The sequence below is a fragment of the Kitasatospora setae KM-6054 genome, from assembly GCF_000269985.1.
GTDB classification, from domain to species: Bacteria; Actinomycetota; Actinomycetes; order Streptomycetales; family Streptomycetaceae; genus Kitasatospora; species Kitasatospora setae.
The window spans coordinates 6,079,288-6,097,697 of the sequence record NC_016109.1 but is presented as its reverse complement, the minus strand read 5'-3'; the positions used below and the strand labels follow the sequence as shown (position 1 = coordinate 6,097,697).

The window sequence follows — 18,410 nt, the reverse complement described above, 5'->3', positions numbered from 1 at the left end:
CGACAGGTCCTGCCTGGTGGATCGAAACGCACCAGTCCGTCCCCGTGTCCGAGAGGAGCCGCCGCCGGTGCGGTACGCCCTGGTGCCCGACCCGCACGGCCCCGGCGGCCGGCTGCAGCCGCTCGACGAGGAGGGCGCGCCGCTGGGCCCGCCGGAGCCCGCGCCGCGGCTGGCCGAGGCGGTGGCGGCGGTGGAGGCCGCGCACGCCCCGCGCTGGGTGTGGCCGACGGCGGACACCGCGTACGGGCCGCTGGTCGCCGCCCTGCCGGTCCGACTGGCGCGCTGCCACGACCTGCGGCTGACCGAGGCCCTGCTGCTCGGCCGGGAGGGCCGGTTCGGGGCGCCGCGCTCGCTGGGCGCGGCCTGGTCGCGGCTGCGCGGCCTGCCGGTGCCGGCCGACCTGCCGGAGGGCGCGCTGCCCGACGAGGACGGCCTGTTCGCCCCGGACCGGCTCCAGCTCCCGCCGGGCGCGGACCCGTTGGAGGCCACCGTGGCGGTCCACGCCGAGCAGGTGCGGCGGCTGGCGGCGATCGCCGACCCGGCGGCCAGGTCCCGGTTCCGGCTGCTGGTGGCGGCGGAGTCGGCGGGCGCGCTGCTGGCCTGCGAGATGGCGCACGACGGCCTGCCCTGGCGGGCGGACGTGCACGACGCGCTGCTGACCGAGCTGCTGGGCCCGCGCCCGGCGATCCCGGGCACCCAGCCGGCGAAGCTCGCCGAGCTGGCCCTGGAGGTGCAGCGGGCGCTCGGCGCCCGCCCGTTCAACCTCGACTCGCACACCCAGGTGATCAAGGCGTTCGCCGACCGGGGCGTCCAGCTCTCCTCGACCCGCTCCTGGGAGCTGAAGGCGGTCGACCACCCGGCGGCGGCCCTGCTGGTGCGCTACAAGGAGCTGTCCCGGCTGCACGCGGCGCACGGCTGGGCCTGGCAGGCGGCCTGGGCGCGCGGCGGCCGGTTCCGCCCGGAGTACGTGGTGGGCGGCGTGGTGACCGGCCGCTGGGCCTCCCGGGGCGGCGGCGCGCTGCAGATCCCGCGCACCCTGCGCCGCGCGGTGGTCGCCGATCCCGGCTGGCTGCTGGTCGTCGCGGACGCGGCCCAGCTGGAGCCCCGGGTGCTGGCCGCCCTCTCCGGGGACGCCGGCCTGGCCCGGACGGCGGCCGGCGGCGACCTGTACGCGGCGCTGGCCGCGTCCGCGTTCCACGGCGACCGCGAGCAGGCCAAGCTCGGCCTGCTCGGCGCGATGTACGGCCAGACCGGCGGCGGCATCGGCCCGCTGCTGAACACGCTGCGCCGCCGCTACCCGGACGCCATGGGGTACGTGGAGGCGGCGGCCCGCACCGGGGAGGACGGCGGCGTGGTCGCCTCCCGGCTGGGCCGGGTCTGCCCGCCCCCCTCGGCCGACTGGCTCGACCTGACCGAGGCCCCGGAGTCCGGCGAGGCGGGCGGCCGCTCGGCCCGCGCCCGGGGCCGCTTCACCCGCAACTTCGTCATCCAGGGCAGCGGCGCCGACTGGGCGCTGGCCCTGCTGGCCGCGCTGCGCCGCCGGCTGGCCGTCCTGCACTCCGGCGGCGACCGGCCGCACCTGGTCTTCTTCCAGCACGACGAGGTCGTCGTGCACACCCCGGCCGACCTCGCCGACGCCGTGGCCGCCGCCGTCGCCGAGGCCGCCGAGGAGGCCACCGCGCTGGTCTTCGGCGACACCCCGGTCCGCTTCCCGCTGACCACCGCGGTGGTCGACTGCTACGGCGACGCGAAGTAGTCGCGCGGCGCGCGCCGCTACCCGGGCCCGTCCGGTGCCGGCCGGGTGACCAGCAGCAGCAGGGCGTCGTCGCCGAGTTCGCCGCCGGCGTGCACGAGCAGGTCGGCGTAGAGGCGGGCGACGGCGGCGTCGAGGTCGGCGAGGGAGCGCCAGCCGTCGCGGACGAGCGGGCCGGCCCGTTCGGCGAGCGGGTAGAAGGCGCCGTCGCGGGCGCCCTTGGCCTCGACCACGCCGTCGGTGCAGAGCACCAGGACGTCGCGCGGGCCGAACGGCACGGCGGTGGGGCGGGGGCGGCCGGCGACCAGGTGGCCGAGGCCGAGCGGCACCCAGGGGTCGGCGAAGTCGACGGTCTCGCTGGTCCCGTCGGGGTGCACCCGCACCGGCGGGACGTGGCCGAGGTGCAGCAGGTCGACGCTGCCGGGTTCGCGGAAGCCGGCGAACACCGCGGTGGTGAACTCCCCGTCGGGGACGTGCCGGTGCATGCTGGCCTCGATCCGCCCGGCGACGTCGGACAGCGCCTCCTCGTCGTAGGCGGCCTCCCGGAACGCGCCGAGCACCACCGCGGCGGTCTGCACCGCGCCGAGCCCCTTGCCGCGGACGTCGCCGACCAGCACCCGGGTGCCGTACGGGGTGTCCAGGACGGAGTACAGGTCGCCGCCGATCCGGGCGGCGTCCGCGGCGGAGACGTACCGCACGGCCAGCCGCAGCGGTCCGACGACCGGTTCGGGCTGGCGCAGCAGCGCGCGCTGGGCGGCCTCCGCGACCGAGCTGACGGCCGCGAAGGCCGCGGCTCGTCGCATCCGCAGTTCGGCGATGCCGGCGCTCAGCGCGGCGACGGCGACGTAGCTGACCATCGCGCCGTACAGGAACCGGTGGTCGCCGAAGTCGGCGACCTGGTCGTAGCGGCTGAGTCCGAGCAGCGCGATCAGGCCGAGGAAGCAGACCGCGAGGAGTTCGCGCGGCCGCAGGGTGAGCGCGGCGACGGAGGGGACGACGACCATCAGCGGGGCGAGGTAGCGGTCGGGCCCGGAGAGGTAGTCGGCGAGCGAGACGACGGCGATGGCGGTCAGCGCGGGGGCGGCCCGGCGCAGCAGCGAGAGGTCTTGCAGGTCGGTGGCCAGCAGGGCCCGGCGCTGCCGGCTGGGCGGTACGCCGCCGGCCGGGCCGATCCGGCCGCCGCCACCGCGTCGAAGGTGCACCTTCCGAACATATCGGACCTCCGGCCGCCCTGCTCCGTCCGGGCGAAATGCGGACAACACGGGCCAAAGACCTCAAATTGTCATACCGTACGTTCACCACACGTACGCGGCGCGGAAGGGCTCCCGGATGTCCGATTACGGCACGACACCCCCGAGTTACGGCAACCCGAGCGGCCGCCCGAACGTACCCCCGCCCCGCCGGGGCACCCCCGCCCCGACCCGGTACTGGCTCAAGCTCCTGCTGCTCGGCCTGGCCCTGTGGGCGGCCACCGTGCTGGTCACCTTCGCCACCGGCAACAGCAACCTGGTGCCGACCGTGGTGCTGCTGGGCAGCTTCCTCGTCCCGGCCGTCTTCACCGTCTGGGCGTACGAGCGGTTCGCCTCGGACGTCGGCCCGGGCAGGATCCTCGCCTGCTTCGGCGTCGGCGGGATCATCGGCGTGCTGGGCGCCTCGGTGCTGGAGACCTACCTGCTCTCGCCGTCGGTCTGGATGTACCTCGGGGTCGGCCTGATCGAGGAGGCGGTGAAGCTCTTCGCGCTGGTCCTGGTGGCCCGGAGCCTCCCGGTCCGCGGCCTCAGGTACGGCCTGGCGCTGGGCGCCACCGTCGGCGCGGGCTTCGCCGCGTTCGAGAGCGCCGGGTACGCGTTCAACGCGGTGCTGACCATCCACGGCCTGTCGCTGCGGAACCTGGTGGAGACCGAGATCCTGCGCGGCCTGCTCGCCCCGGTCGGCCACATCCTGTGGACCGCCATCCTCGGCGGCGTGCTGTTCCGCGAGCGCCGCGGCCCGCACTTCCGGTTCACCGCCCCGGTGCTGCTCACCTACCTGGGCGTCTCGCTGCTGCACGCGCTGTGGGACAGCATGAACGGCATCGCGGTCTGGCTGGTCGTCCGCACCACCACCAGCGACCTGCAGAAGCAGCTGTTCGCCAACGGCTACCTGCCGCAGCCCACCCAGCGGCAGGTGCACCTGTACACCCTGTACGACCTGCTCGGCCTGCTGCTGGTCTCGCTGCTCGGCCTGCTCTGGCTGCGGGCCCTGGTGCGCCGCGAGGAGCGGGCGCCCGCGCCGGCCTGACCGTTCGGGTGGCGGACGGCGGGCGGCCCGGCGCGGTGCCGCCCGCCGTTGCCGTTCCAGGCCCGGCCCGGACTACCCTCGGGACCGGGCCGCGGGCCTCGCCCGGCGCCACCCGCCCCCCTCTGGACGGAATACCCCTCGGGGGTATGGTGGTTGTTGTCAGCACCGCACGCGGTCCAGCGAGCGCGCGTCCCCCGGAGGTCCCCATGTCCAGCACCGTCACCTACACCGTCAGCGGGATGAGCTGCGGCCACTGCGAGAAGGCGATCAACGGCGAGGTCTCCGCGCTGCCCGGCGTCACCGCGGTCGTCTCCGACGCCGGGGCCGGCACCGTCACCGTCACCGCCGAACCCGCCCCCAGCGACGAGCGGATCGCCGCCGCCGTGGACGAGGCCGGCTACGAACTGGTCGGCCGGGCCTCCTGACCCGCCCGCGGGGGCGGCCCGCGCCGCCCCCGCCCACCCCCTGGCACCGAGCGAAGCGGACGAGCCGATGAGCACCACCACCACCGACCCCGCGGCCGCCCCGCGCGACCGCGTCGAGCTCTCCATCGGCGGCATGACCTGCGCGTCCTGCGCCGCCCGGATCGAGAAGAAGCTCAACCGGATCGACGGCGTCGAGGCCAGCGTCAACTTCGCGACCGAGCGGGCCCGGGTGGATTTCGGCCCCGGCACCAGCGTCGCCGACCTGATCGCCACCGTGGAGGCCACCGGCTACACCGCCGAGCTCCCGCCGCCGCCCGCCGCCCCCGAAACCGCCGCCGAACCCGCGGCCGCGCCCGCCGCCGAGCCCGACCCGCTGCGCGAGCGGCTGCTGGTCAGCGCGGTGCTCAGCGTCCCGGTCGTGCTGCTCTCGATGGTCCCGGCCCTCCAGTTCGACAACTGGCAGTGGCTGTCGCTGACCCTGGCCGCCCCGGTGGTCACCTACGCCGCCTGGCCGTTCCACCAGGCCGCCTGGACCAACGCCCGGCACGGCGCCGCCACCATGGACACCCTGGTCTCGCTCGGCACCCTGGCCGCCTTCGGCTGGTCCGTCTGGGCGCTGTTCTTCGGCCACGCGGGCATGACCGGCATGCGGCACTCCTTCAGCCTCACGGTCGGCGGCGCCGACGCCTCCTCCGCGCTCTACCTGGAGACCGCCGCCGCCGTCACCACCCTGATCCTGCTCGGCCGCTGGCTGGAGGCCCGCTCCAAGCGCCGGGCCGGCGCCGCGCTGAAGGCCCTGCTGGCACTCGGCGCCAAGGACGTCACCGTGCTGCGCGGCGGCCGGGAGACCCGCCTGCCGGTCGGGCAGCTGGCGGTCGGGGACCGGTTCGTAGTGCGCCCCGGCGAGAAGATCGCCACCGACGGCACCGTGGTCGAGGGCAGCTCCGCCGTGGACGCCTCGATGCTCACCGGCGAGTCCGTCCCCGTCGAGGTCGGACCCGGCGACACCGTCACCGGCGCCACCGTCAACGCCGGCGGCCGGCTGGTCGTCGAGGCCACCCGGATCGGCGCCGACACCCAACTCGCCCGAATGGGCCGACTCGTCGAGGACGCCCAGAACGGCAAGGCCGCCGCCCAACGCCTCGCCGACCGGATCTCCGCCGTCTTCGTGCCCGCCGTGCTGCTGATCGCCCTCGGCACCCTGGTCGGCTGGCTGCTCGCCACCGACAACCCCGCCGAGGCGTTCACGGCAGCCGTCGCGGTGCTGATCATCGCCTGCCCGTGCGCCCTCGGCCTGGCCACCCCCACCGCCCTGCTGGTCGGCACCGGACGCGGCGCCCAGCTCGGCATCCTGATCAAGGGCCCCGAAGTCCTGGAGAACACCCGCAAGGCCGACACCGTCGTCCTCGACAAGACCGGCACCGTCACCACCGGCCGGATGACCCTGCTCGCCCTCCACACCGCCGACGGCACCACCGAGGACGAGGCACTGCGGCTGGCCGGCGCCCTCGAACACGCCTCCGAACACCCCATCGCGCAGGCCGTCGCCACCGCCGCGCGGGAACGGTTCGGCGACCTGCCCGCCGTCGAGGACTTCACCAACATCCCCGGCCTGGGCGTGCAGGGCACCGTCGACGGCCACACCGTCGTCGCCGGACGCGAAGCACTGCTCGCCGACCGGGCCCAGCACCTGCCCGCCGCCCTCGCCGCCGCCAAGACCACCGCCGAGCGGGCCGGACGCACCGCCATCGCGGTCGGCTGGGACGGCGCGGCCCGGGCCGTCCTGGAAGTCGCCGACGCCGTCAAGCCGAGCAGTGCCGAGGCCGTCGCCGAACTGCGCGCCCTGGGCCTGCGCCCGATCCTGCTCACCGGCGACAACCGCCTGGTGGCGGAAGCGGTGGCCGCCGAGGTGGGCATCCCCGCCCGGGACGTGATCGCCGAAGTCCTCCCCGAGGACAAGGTCACCACCGTCCAGCGCCTCCAGGCCGAGGGCCGCACCGTCGCCATGGTCGGCGACGGCGTCAACGACGCCGCCGCCCTCGCCCAGGCCGACCTCGGCCTCGCCCTCGGCACCGGCACCGACGCCGCCATCGAAGCCGCCGACCTCACCCTCGTCCGCGGCGACCTGCGCTCCGCCGCCGACGCCATCCGCCTCGCCCGCCGCACCCTCGCCACCATCAAGGGCAACCTGTTCTGGGCCTTCGCCTACAACACCGCCGCCCTCCCCCTCGCCGCCGCCGGACTCCTCAACCCGATGATCGCCGGCGCCGCCATGGCCTTCTCCTCCGTCTTCGTGGTCGGCAACAGCCTGCGGCTGCGCGGGTTCCGGCCCGCGGGCTGACGGCGGAGCGTCACCGGCCGAGCAGTTCCCCGCCGTTGCAGTGCAGGATCTCGCCGGTGATGAACCCGGCCTCCGCCGAGGCGAGGAAGCACACCGCGGCCGCGACCTCCCCGGACTCGCCGATCCGGCCGAGCAGGGTGCGGGCCGAGCGGCGGGCGACCTCGGCGTCGTCCAGCCGGGGGCCGAAGAACTCGGTGCCCGCGACGGTGCCGGGGGCCACGATGTTGGCGGTGATGCCGGAGGGGCCGAGCTGCGCCGCCAGGAAGTGGTTCCAGGCGTGCAGGGACGCCTTCGCGGCGCCGTAGGAGCCCGCGCCGCGGAGCGCGGCGATGGAGGAGACGGTGACCACCCGGCCGGAGCCGGGGGTGAGCCGGTCGCGGACCGATTCGGTGAGCAGCACGGCGGTCAGCACGTTGCGTTCGAAGTCGCCGCGCCAGCGGGCCAGGACGGCGTGCGGTCCGGCGCCGAGGACGGTCTCCCGGCTGCCGGCGTTGTTGACCAGGACGTCGATCCGGGCGGGCAGCGCGGGCAGCGCGGCTTCGACGGCGTCGGGGTCGGCGAGGTCGCAGACCAGCGGGGTGACGTTGGTGCCGATCTCCTGCGCGGCCTGGTCGAGGACGCCGGGGCGGCGGCCGACGATCACGACGCGTTCACCGGCCTCGGCGAAGCGCCGGGCGACTTCGAGTCCGATGCCGGTGCCTCCACCGGTGACGACGATGTTCCTGGCCATTGCGCGCTCCCTCCCTGACCGTTCGCCGCGCCGCGGCTCGCAGGCGGTCCGTACCGGATTGCCACGATTCCTATCACGCTGGGTTGCGACGGCAGCGGGGTGGGTGACGCCGCGCGGCGGGCGTGCGGTGTGGTATGCGGGCGGCGGTCCGGGTGCGCGGGCGCATACGGAGAGTGGAGAGAGCCAACTCACACCCCCCTGGCGTAACTCTGCGCCCCCTGGTACGTCTTACCTTTTGTAGAGCGGGGCTCCGGCGGGCCCCGGACGGGCTGTCGATTCGTCGATCGCCCTCGCGCACGGCAACCGGGCCGGACCCGGGCCCCGGGATCGCTTTGAGCGGCCGTTCCCGGGCCGGGGCCGTCCCGGGCGCCGTGCGCCCCCGAGCAGAGCGGTGGAACGGCGAAGGGGCCCGGCCCCGCCCCCGGTACGGGAGGGCGGGGCCGGGCCCCTTCGGTCGCCTGGCGGCCGGTCGGGCCGGCCGTCGGGTCAGCGCGCGGAGAGCGGCACGTAGTCGCGGATCTCGACGCCGGTGTAGATCTGCCGCGGGCGGCCGATCCGGCTGGTCGGGTCCTTGATCATCTCGTGCCAGTGGGCGATCCAGCCGGGGAGCCGGCCGAGCGCGAACAGCACGGTGAACATGCTGGTCGGGAAGCCCATCGCGCGGTAGATCAGGCCCGTGTAGAAGTCCACGTTCGGGTAGAGCTTGCGCGAGACGAAGAAGTCGTCCTTGAGCGCGTGCTCCTCCAGCTTGAGCGCGATGTCCAGCAGCGCGTCGGACTTGCCGAGCTGGGCGAGCACCTCGTGGGCGAGCACCTTGACCTGCGCGGCGCGCGGGTCGAACGCCTTGTAGACGCGGTGGCCGAAGCCCATCAGCTTGACGCCGTCCTCGCGGTTCTTCACCTTGCGGATGAACGCGTCGACGTCGCCGCCGTCCTGCTGGATCTGCTCCAACATCTCCAGCACGGCCTGGTTGGCGCCGCCGTGCAGCGGGCCCCACAGCGCCGAGATGCCCGCCGAGATGGAGGCGAACAGGTTGGCGTGCGAGGAGCCGACCAGGCGCACCGTCGAGGTGGAGCAGTTCTGCTCGTGGTCCGCGTGCAGGATGAGCAGCTTGTCCAGGGCGTTGACCACGACCGGGTTCAGCTCGTAGTCCTCGGCCGGGACGGCGAAGGTCATCCGCAGGAAGTTCTCGACGTAGCCGAGGTCGTTGCGCGGGTAGACGAAGGGCTGGCCCATCGCCTTCTTGTACGCGTACGCCGCGATGGTCGGCAGCTTCGCCAGCAGGCGGACCGTCGACAGGTGGCGCTGGGCCTCGTCGAACGGGTTGTGGCTCTCCGGGTAGAACGTGGAGAGCGCGCCGACCACCGAGGAGAGCATCGCCATCGGGTGCGCGTCCCGGGGGAAGCCCTGGAAGAAGCGCTTGACGTCCTCGTGCAGCAGCGTGTGCTGGGTGATCTCGTTGCTGAACGCCGCGAGCTGGCCCTCGTTCGGCAGCTCGCCGTTGATCAGCAGGTAAGCGGTCTCGATGAAGTTGGCCTCACCGGCCAGCTGCTCGATCGGGTAGCCGCGGTAGCGCAGGATGCCGGCGTCACCGTCAATGAAGGTGATCGCGGACTTGTTGGCGGCGGTGTTGCCGAAACCGTTGTCCAGGGTGACCAGGCCGGTCTGCGGGAGCAGCTTCGAGATGTCGAAGCCGGCGTTGCCCGCAGTGCTCTCGACGACGGGGTACTCGTACTCGCCGTCCTGGTACCGCAGTACTACCGATTTGTCGCTCACGTCTTCCTCACCGACGAAATTGATCCTCATCCGACTGCCCTGACTGTCTCAACGATCCCCCACCCGAAGGACGGCCGCGCACCCGGGGGTGACCCCGGGAAGGACCGGGGCCTACAAACTCCGCCGCCGCGACCGGTGCGAACCGGACAAGATCGGCATTGGACACCGACCAGGTTCCGCCCTAAATCTCTTCACGTCAAGACAACCTCTGAACGTACCGTACCGCCTCGAACTCACCCCGCAGCCAATCTGTGGTCCAGCGCGGAGTGCCGCCGCTCGGTGCTCAGCGACCGCACCGCCTGCGCGATGGCCTTGCGTGATCCGACGAGCACCACCAGCTTCTTCGCCCGGGTCACCGCCGTGTACAACAGGTTCCGCTGGAGCATCGGCCACGCCGACATCGTGACGGGAATCACCACCGCCGGGTACTCGCTGCCCTGCGAACGGTGGATCGTCACCGCGTACGCGTGCGCCAGCTCGTCGAGCTCGTCGAAGTCGTACGGGATCTCCTCGTCCTCGTCGGTCAGCACGGTCAGCCGCTGGTCGTCCACGCTCAGTGCCGTCACCACGCCCACGGTGCCGTTGAAGACGCCGCCGCGCCCCTTGTCGTAGTTGTTCCGGATCTGGGTGACCTTGTCGCCGACCCGGAACGTCCGCCCGCCGAAGCGGCGTTCGGCCAGGCCCTCGCGGGCCGGGGTGACGGCCGCCTGGAGCAGCGTGTTCAGCGCGCCGGCGCCGGCCGGGCCGCGGTGCATCGGGGCCAGCACCTGGACGTCGCGGCGCGGGTCGAGGCCGAAGCGCTGCGGGATCCGGCGGGCCACCACCTCGACGGTCAGGCCGGCGGCGCGCTCGGTGTCCTCCTCGGCGAACAGGAAGAAGTCCGGCAGGCCGTCGGTCTTCGGCGGCAGGCCCTCGTTGATCCGGTGCGCGTTGACCACCACGCCGGACTGCTGGGCCTGCCGGAAGATCCGGGTCAGCCGCACCGACGGGATCGGGCTGCCGGGCGCCAGCATGTCCCGCAGCACCTTGCCGGCGCCCACCGAGGGCAGCTGGTCGACGTCCCCCACGAAGAGCAGGTGGGCGCCCGGCGCGACCGCCTTGACCAGCTTGTTCGCCAGGATGAGGTCCAGCATCGAGGCCTCGTCGACGACCACCAGGTCGGCGTCCAGCGGCCGGTCCCGGTCGTACGCGGCGTCCCCGCCGGGCTTCAGCTCCAGCAGCCGGTGCACCGTGGACGCCTCGGCGCCGGTCAGCTCCGCCAGCCGCTTCGCCGCCCGCCCGGTCGGCGCCGCCAGCACCACCTTCGCCCGCTTGGCCAGCGCCAGCTGGACGATCGACTTCACCGTGAACGACTTGCCGCAGCCCGGGCCGCCGGTCAGCACCGCGACCTTCTCGGTCAGCGCCAGGCGCACCGACTGCTCCTGCTCCGGGGCGAGTTCCGCGCCCGTCCGCCCGGCCAGCCAGCCCAGCGCGGCCGGCCAGTCGACGTCCCGGAACCACGGCATCCGGTCCTCGCCGGTGCGCAGCAGCCGCAGCAGCTGGCCCGCCATCGAGAGCTCCGCCCGGTGGAACGGCACCAGGTACACCGCCGTGACCTCCTCCCCGGTGCCGCCCGGCAGCCGCTCGCGCACCACCCCCTCCGCCGCGACCAGCTCCGCCAGGCAGTCGATCACCAGGCCGACGTCCACCTGCAGCAGCTTCACGCCGTCCGCGATCAGCCGCTCCTCGGGCAGGTAGCAGTGCCCGCTGTCGGTGGACTGCGACAGCGCGTACTGCAGGCCCGCCTTCACCCGCTCGGGCGAGTCGTGCGGGATGCCGACCGCCTGCGCGATCCGGTCCGCCGTCAGGAAGCCGATGCCCCACACGTCCGACGCCAGGCGGTACGGCTGGTTCTTCACCACCCCGATCGAGCCGTCGCCGTACTGCTTGTAGATCCGCACCGCCAGCGACGTCGACACCTGCACGCCCTGCAGGAAGACCATCACCTCCTTGATGGACTTCTGCTCCTCCCACGCCTTCGCGATCATCTTCGTCCGCTTCGGGCCCAGGCCGGGCACCTCGATCAGCCGCTTGGGCTCGTTCTCGATCACCTCCAGGGTCTCCGCCCCGAAGCGCTCCACGATCCGCTCCGCGAACCGCGGGCCGATGCCCTTGATCAGCCCCGAGCCGAGGTAGCGCTGGATGCCCTGGACGGTGGCCGGCAGCACCGTCGTGTAGTTCTCCACCGTGAACTGCCGCCCGTACTGCGGGTGCGAGCCCCACCGGCCGAACAGCCGCAGGCTCTCCCCCACCTGCGCCCCCAGCAGCGCCCCGACCACCGTCAGCAGGTCGTTCGCCCCGCGCCCGGTGTCCACCCGGGCGACCGTGTACCCCGTCTCCTCGTTGGCGTACGTGATCCGCTCCAGGACCCCCTCCACCTGAGCCAGCTGCAACGGACACCTCACCCGCGTTCAGGGACACTCCACCGCGAAAGGTACTCCGTACCGCCGACAGCCCCCCGCCCGGGCGGCGGACCGGAGCACGACGGGGCCGCGCGCCCACGGCGCACGACCCCGTCCCGCGGCGCGCCGCTACACGCCCTCACCCAACCGGAGGACCTGCGGCACCCGCCGCCGCCCCGTCACCCCCTCCAGCGCCGCCGCGCACGGGATCAGCACCAGCAGACCCAGCGCCGCCACCGCCACGGCCGCCCAGTCCGGGGCGAACGGCGGCACGCCCGGCCCCCCGGTGAACGCCCGCAGCTCCAGCGCCGGACCGATCAGCCACGGCAGCGCCAGCCCGAGCAGCGTGCCGCCCAGCACCGCCGCCACCATCACCGGCAGCAACTGGACCAGCTGCACCCCGGCCGCGGCCCGCGAGCCGAGCCCCAGCGTCCGCAGGTGCGCCAGCGTCCGCCCGCGCTCCGCCGAACTGAGCAGCAGCTCCAGCACCACCGCGACCAGCCCCAGCACCAGCCCGATCGCCGCCGCCGCCCGGAACGCGGTCTCCAGCGCGGACACCAGCCCGTCACCCGCCGACTCCCGCAACTGCCGGTCCAGGGAACGGATCTCGACCGGCGCGCCGCGGCTGATCGCCCCGCCCGCCGCCCCGCCGCCGCCCGCGCCCGCGGCCGCCGACGAACCCACCACCACGGACCGCAGCCGCTCCGCGTCGATCCGGCCCGCGCCCGCCGCCGAACCCGGCCGGCCCGGCTCGGCGAACAGCACCGCCGCGCTGCGCTGCCCGCTCTGCCGCGGCAGCCGCTCCGCCCCCGGACCGCCGAACACCAGCAGCCCGCCCGCCGTGCCGACGCCCTCGACCACCGGGCCGATCGCCCGGTCCGCGGCCGCCCCGTCCGGCAGCACCCCGACGATCCGCACCCGCACCCGGGTCGACCCGGCGTCCGCGTCGAACGAGCCGTCCGGGAACCGGTCCGCCGTCACCTTGTCGGCCAGCGCCGGGAGTTCGGCCCCCGACCCGAGCGGCGCGGTCAGCTCCGGCGACCCGCTCAGCGCCGCCGCCAGCGCCGACCCCGGCTCGTACCGGGCCAGCGCCACCGGGTCGACCCCGACCAGACCGACGCCCTTCACCTTCGTGCCGTCCTCGTCCGAGGTCAGCGCGGCCAGCGCGCCGCGCACCGACAGCACCCCGGCCACCCCCGGCACCCGGCCCAACTCGTCGAGCGGCAGCGCCCGCTGGGACGGCCCCAGCACCACCGCGTCACCGCCGGTGCGCCACCGCGCGGCCTCCGCCCGGCCCTCCCGGACCGTGCCCGACACCAGCGCGCCGAACACCGCGCACGCCAGCGCCGGGACCAGCACCAGCAGCGCCGTCGCCGCCGCACCGGAACGCCGCCCGGCCTGCGCCAGGCCGACCAGCGCCACCGCGCCGCGCCGGCGCCGCGCCCAGGCCGTCACCAGCCGCAGCGGCACCGGGTAGAGCCGCAGCACCAGGACCACCGCCGCCAATCCCAACACCACCGGCACCAGAGCCAGTTGGGGATCGGTCTCGGAGCCCGCCGGAGCCGCGCCGCGCAGCCGCAACTGCAGCACGCCGGCCGCCGCCAGCAGCAGCACCGCACCCTCCACCACCAGCCGCGCCGACAGGCCGAGCGCCCGCTTCAGACCCCGCCGGCGCACCGGCTCCCGGCCCGCCCGGCGCACCGCCCGGCCCTGCCACCACACCGCCACCGCCGGCGCCAGCGCCACCAGCGCCGCCGCCAGCAGCGCCGGCCACCACGCCCCCAGCTCGCGCCCGTCGGACCACCGCAGCGCCACCGCCCAGCCCGCCGACAGGCCCGCCAACGCCGCCGGAACGGCCTCCAGCAGCCGAACGGCGGCCAGTGCGGGCTCACCCGCACCGCGGGCCCGCTGCAGCGCCAGCGCCCCCTCCCGGCGCCGCGCGCCGAGCCGGGCCGCGGCCACCGCCGTGGACACCCCGATCGCCAGCAGACCGGCCAGCGCGAACGACTGCAGCACCACCGTCCGGGCCCGCTGCACCGCGAACGCGTCCACCAGCGACGACAGCTGCTCGTTCACCCGCGGCGGCTTCACCGTCCGCGTCCCGACGATGCACGGGAAGACCTCCGAGACCACCGCGCCGCACAGCGACGTCGCCGCCGTCGAGGCGAACTGCCGCGCCTGATCGGTGAGTTCCCTCGCCCCGGCGAACGTCCCGCCGGTGCCCCAGGGCTGCTCCGCCGTCCAGAACACCCAGGTGGCGTCCAGCGTCCGCGCCCCGCGCGCCTCGATCGCCTCCAGGCCGGCCGGGGCCACCATCGCCTGGCCGTAGCGGATGTAGACACTGTCCTTGATGTGCACGTCCATCGGCGAGTTCAGCTGCGGCAGTTCACGCCACAGGTCGTCCATCGCGTCCAGCGGCTCGAACTCGCCGACCACCACCGTCTCGGTGGCCCGGCTGTCGCCCGCCAGGAACACGTGCTGGCCGACCTTCAACCCGAACTGCTCCAACGTGGCGGCGGACAGGCCCAGTTCGATCGGCGCGGTGGCCGGGTCGGCCGGCAGCCCCGGCGCCCGGCCGGCCACCCAGCGCACCCGGTCCGCCGCGTCCTGCGCGTACGCCAGCGCCATCATCCCCGGGTTGCCGTGTGGCTGCGGGACGCCGTCGCCCGACATCTGCATGCCGTCGGACTCCGCCCACCCCGACACCCGGGCCATCGCCCGCCCGAGCTCCCCGGACGTGCCCTGCCGCATCTTCTCGCCGATCTTGGTCAGATCGGTGTCCAGGGTGCCGAACTGCGGCACCTGCAACTGGCCCTTGTCGTTGACCGGCGCGTTCAACGACGTCCGGGACACCAGCAGCGGACCGTTCACCTGCGCCGCGTCCAGCCGGCGCGCCAACTCCTTCGTCGCCAGTCGGTCGAACACCGGCGGCCACAGCAGCGTCGCCACCGTCAGCACCGCCGACAGCACCGCCAGCACCAGCAGCACCGGCCAGCCCGTCCGGGCCTCCCGCGCCGCCGGCCGCCAGCCGCCGAAACCACCCGACCGCCGGCCGAACAGCCGACGCCCACCCAGCCCGCTCATCCGTTCTCCCCCGCCCGAAGCTCACGCGCCAGATCGACCCGCGCCAACATCCGCGACAGCAGCAGCACCACCGAACCGACCCCCAGGCCGGTCGCCGCCACCACCACCGCCGTCCAACCCCAGCCCACCGTCAGCTCCAACGACGGGAACACCGCCCGCCCGCCACCGTCGACCATGATCAACGGCAGCACCACGGCCGCCAGCGCCACCCCCAGGACACCGCCCAGCAGCACCGCGAAGCCCACCACCACCGACTGCTCCAGCCGCAGCACCCCGGCCAACTGCCGGCGCCGCACACCCAGCGCCCGCAGCACCGCGAACTCCCGCCGCCTGGACCGCGCCGACCCCACCGCGTGCACCGTGAACCCGGCCACCGCGAACACCGGCGACAACGCCAGCGACAGCACCAGCGCACTGCGCCGCCCGGACCGGAACGGGTCCTCGGCCAACGCCGCCGCCACCGCCCGGACCGAACGCACCCGGCCCAGCCGCGGATCGGCCGCGACCGCCCGCTCCGCCCGCTCCGCACCGGACCTCGAGTCCGCCGCCAGCAGCCAGGCGTCGTCCACCAGCGGCGGCAGACCCGCCACCGCCCGGGCCCCCGACAGCGCCCGCAGGTCCACCAGCGCCTGCGGCTCGTCCCGGCCCGCACCACCCGGCAGGTCCGACAGCTCGCCGACGATCCGCAACCCGAACTGGTCCTCCCCGTCGGACAGCAGCCGCACCTCCTTGCCGACCTCGTAGCCGGTCTCCCGCAGGAACGCCGCGTTCACCAGCGCCGGCACCACCGCGCCCTTGCCCACCGCCTTCGAGGCGCCACCCGGCCGCAGCGCGAACGACACCGTGTCCGCCCCCGAGCTCAGCACGAACGAATCCGCCGCCGCCGCCGGCACCCCGACCTGCGGATCCACCCCGCGCACCACCGCCGACAGCAACCCGCCCGCCGGCTGCGACACCTCGCACACCCCGGCCTTCAACACCGCCTCCGACTGCCCCTGGTCGGCGCGCCCCGGACACCCCAGCCCGGTCGCCACGTACACCCCCCGGGTGACGTCCGCCCACTTCACCCCCGCCGGCAGCGCCGCCCCCGCGATCCCCGACACCTTCAACTCCAGCGTCGGCCGGGTGTACTCCTTCACCGGCGTGTTCCGCAGCGACAACCCGGTCACCCGCAACGGGTAGTGCAACACCCCCTGCCCCAACGGCAGCGAGACCGTACGGGACACCCCGTCCGGCGTCAGCCGCACCCGGGCCGACGTCACCAGCCCGCTCGCGTCCTCCACCTGGGCCGAGAGCCACAGCGGCCCGGTCCGGTCCACCGGCTCCGACGAGGCCACCGACACCTGCACGTCCACCGCCGCCGGCCGCCCCTCCAGCACCATCCCGTGCTCCGGAACGCCCGCCCCCGACTGGCCTGACTGGCCTGACTGGCCTGACTGGCCTGACTGACCCAACTGGCCCAACTGCTCGGACAGCGAACCCCGTTCGAGATCCGAACGGACCGCGGGCACCGCGTGCGTCCACGCCCCCGACGCCATCCGGCCGGACGTCGCCAGCGCACCCACCGCCGCCGTGTCCACCGCCAGCACCGTGGTCCGCTCACTGCGCACCGTGCCCTGCACCGACACCAGCGGCGTCACCGCCGCCACCCCCGGCAGCGCCGACAACGCCCCGTACCGCGCCCCCGGCGAGAGCTCACCACCCGTCACCCGCAGGTCCGCGCCCACCTCGAACGCCGCCCGGTCCCGATCGCTCGGCGCCTCACCCGCGATCACCGTGGTGGTCAACGCCCCCACCGCCAACGCCAGCGCCATCAACAACACCGGAGCACCCTGCCCCGCACGCCCCCGGCTCACCTGCCAGCCGCTCAACGGAGCCACCAGACCCCGCCCGCGCCGCGCCAACGCCTCCAACGCCCGCCCCAGCGGCGGCAACAGCCGCAGCAGCAGCAACGCCGCCGCCACCGTCATCACCACCGGAGCCGCCACCAACACCGGATCGAACCCGACCGCGTCCGACGCCGGACTCAACAACCCCTGGTACTGCCGAAGTTGCAAGTACGCCAGGACCGCCACCGCGGCCAGCACCACGTCCGCACCGGCCCGCTGCGCGACCGCCCGCCGAGCAGTGCGCGATGGCGTCTCCCGTTCGCCACCGTCAGCCGTCCACACCACCGGCAGCAGCGCCGCACACCCGTGCAGCACCAGCGCCGTCCCCGCCACGGCCCACGCCGCCGGACCGGCCGCCTCAGCCGCCGCGCCCTCCACCGGCAACCCCCACCACTCCAGCAGCCGCAGCAGCGGCCCCGCCACCCACACGCCCAGCACCGCGGCCGGCACCGTGCACAGCGCCCACTCCGCCGCCGCGACCCCCAGCAACCGGGCCCGACCCGCACCGCGCGCCAACTGCAACAGCAGCTCCGCCCGCCGGAACTCGGTCAGTTGACGAGCCGTCAGCACCATCGTCACCGCCGACAGCACACCCAGCATCGTCACCGGCACCAGCATCCCCGAGCGCGCCACCATCATCGGCGACCCGAGCTCCCCCAGCGCCTCCGGAATCGCGCTGGACGCCCGCAGCGCCTCCAACGGGCGCTCGGCACCCCGGAACACCGCCCGGCCCGCGTCACCCCCGGTCAGCCGCTCCACCCGGCTCCGCAACCCCGACAGGTCCTCGACCCGCAACCGCCCCGGATCCGGCAGCGCCGTCCACTGCACGTCCAGTTCGTCCCGCAGCGCCGGAGTCGTCCGCAGCAGCTCCCGCGAGACCAGCACCAGGTTCTCCGGCGTCTTCAGCGAAGCCCCCTCCTCCCAGGCCCGCCAGAACGCCTCCGCCCCCGGCGACTGCCGGTACACCCCGCTCACCGTCATCGGGAGCGCCCCGTTCGCCTTCACCAGCGGCACCGTCCCGCCGACCGAGACCCCCAACCGGCGCGCCACCCCCTCCGAGAGCGCCACCTGGTCCGTCCCCGACGGCCAGGCCCCCTGCGTCAACTCCGCGTACCGCTGCGGATCCGGCACCGCCAACGGCGCCACCGGCTCCCCACTGGCCCCTGCGGCCGTCCCCGACCCCTGGGCCGACGCCGCCGTCGGCAACGTCAGCGGACTCGACGCGCGCACCACCTCCTCCACCCGCACCGTCGCCCCCGGCAACGCCCGCTGCAACGCCGCCCGCACCGGGCCGTCCGCCTTCTCGTCCGCCCCCTCCGCGTACCGCCCCGACACCGAGAGCGAGAGCCGCGGATCCCCCGCCAACCGGTGCCGCATCCCCTCCGTCACCGAACTGCCCGTCAGCGCCGTCAACGCCGCCAACACCGCCACTGCCAACAACACCGTCACCGCCGCCGCCCCCAGCACGACCCCGTGCTGCCCGGCCCGACGAACCCCAGCGGGCGATCCCCGCCCGTCCGTTCCCATATCCCCCATTGCCCTTCCGCCGTCGTCATTCGATGGTCTGGACCAATCTGATGACGGGCAGTCTGCCCCCTACCCCCAGGGCAGACAACAGCCCGGCGATCACAGACCGGACTCGTTCGCCCACACCCCGCACGCTTCTTCCCCCACGGGCGGACCTCCCGCCC

At 74.8% G+C, this 18,410-nt stretch carries 10 protein-coding genes; 4 read left to right on the top strand and 6 right to left on the bottom strand.

Annotation, left to right across the window (positions count from 1 at the left end; all coding sequences use genetic code 11):
- The first annotated feature begins 67 nt into the window (after window positions 1–67).
- Entirely contained in the window at window positions 68–1,756 is a 1,689-nt protein-coding gene (locus KSE_RS26965) for a bifunctional 3'-5' exonuclease/DNA polymerase (RefSeq protein WP_014138522.1), read from the top strand.
- Window positions 1,757–1,773: 17 nt separating this feature from the next.
- Here KSE_RS26965 and KSE_RS26960 read toward each other — a convergent pair whose 3' ends face one another.
- On the bottom strand, window positions 1,774–2,955 hold the full coding sequence (locus KSE_RS26960) for a PP2C family protein-serine/threonine phosphatase (protein WP_014138521.1): 1,182 nt from the start codon (window positions 2,953–2,955) through the stop codon (window positions 1,774–1,776).
- A gap of 127 nt (window positions 2,956–3,082) precedes the next feature.
- Here KSE_RS26960 and KSE_RS26955 point away from each other — a divergent pair, with 127 nt between their 5' ends.
- From KSE_RS26955 to KSE_RS26945, 3 genes are all read left to right on the top strand, one after another.
- A complete protein-coding gene (locus KSE_RS26955; RefSeq protein WP_014138520.1) occupies window positions 3,083–4,033 on the top strand; it encodes a PrsW family intramembrane metalloprotease in 951 nt (316 codons plus the stop codon).
- Between the two features lie 206 nt (window positions 4,034–4,239).
- On the top strand, window positions 4,240–4,458 hold the full coding sequence (locus KSE_RS26950) for a heavy-metal-associated domain-containing protein (protein WP_033259865.1): 219 nt from the start codon (window positions 4,240–4,242) through the stop codon (window positions 4,456–4,458).
- A 67-nt stretch (window positions 4,459–4,525) separates the two neighbouring features.
- Window positions 4,526–6,799: a heavy metal translocating P-type ATPase gene (locus KSE_RS26945; RefSeq protein ID WP_014138518.1), complete on the top strand. Its 2,274-nt coding sequence runs from the start codon at window positions 4,526–4,528 to the stop codon at window positions 6,797–6,799.
- A gap of 10 nt (window positions 6,800–6,809) precedes the next feature.
- On the opposite strand, the gene KSE_RS26940 is transcribed toward KSE_RS26945, so the two are convergent.
- From KSE_RS26940 to KSE_RS45930, 5 genes are all read right to left on the bottom strand, one after another.
- A complete protein-coding gene (locus tag KSE_RS26940; protein WP_014138517.1) occupies window positions 6,810–7,529 on the bottom strand; it encodes an SDR family NAD(P)-dependent oxidoreductase in 720 nt (239 codons plus the stop codon).
- 486 nt (window positions 7,530–8,015) lie between these two features.
- Window positions 8,016–9,305 (bottom strand): citrate synthase, encoded by a 1,290-nt coding sequence (locus tag KSE_RS26935; protein WP_033260322.1) that lies wholly within the window; start codon window positions 9,303–9,305, stop codon window positions 8,016–8,018.
- A gap of 233 nt (window positions 9,306–9,538) precedes the next feature.
- Window positions 9,539–11,737, bottom strand: coding sequence for an SF1B family DNA helicase RecD2 (gene recD2, locus KSE_RS26930; RefSeq protein WP_014138515.1), 2,199 nt, complete (start codon window positions 11,735–11,737; stop codon window positions 9,539–9,541).
- A gap of 138 nt (window positions 11,738–11,875) precedes the next feature.
- Window positions 11,876–14,830 (bottom strand): FtsX-like permease family protein, encoded by a 2,955-nt coding sequence (locus KSE_RS26925; protein ID WP_014138514.1) that lies wholly within the window; start codon window positions 14,828–14,830, stop codon window positions 11,876–11,878.
- Window positions 14,827–18,186 (bottom strand): ABC transporter permease, encoded by a 3,360-nt coding sequence (locus KSE_RS45930; protein WP_148283164.1) that lies wholly within the window; start codon window positions 18,184–18,186, stop codon window positions 14,827–14,829. Before KSE_RS45930 ends, KSE_RS26925 begins: the two co-directional genes overlap by 4 nt.
- Between the last annotated feature and the right edge of the window lie 224 nt (window positions 18,187–18,410).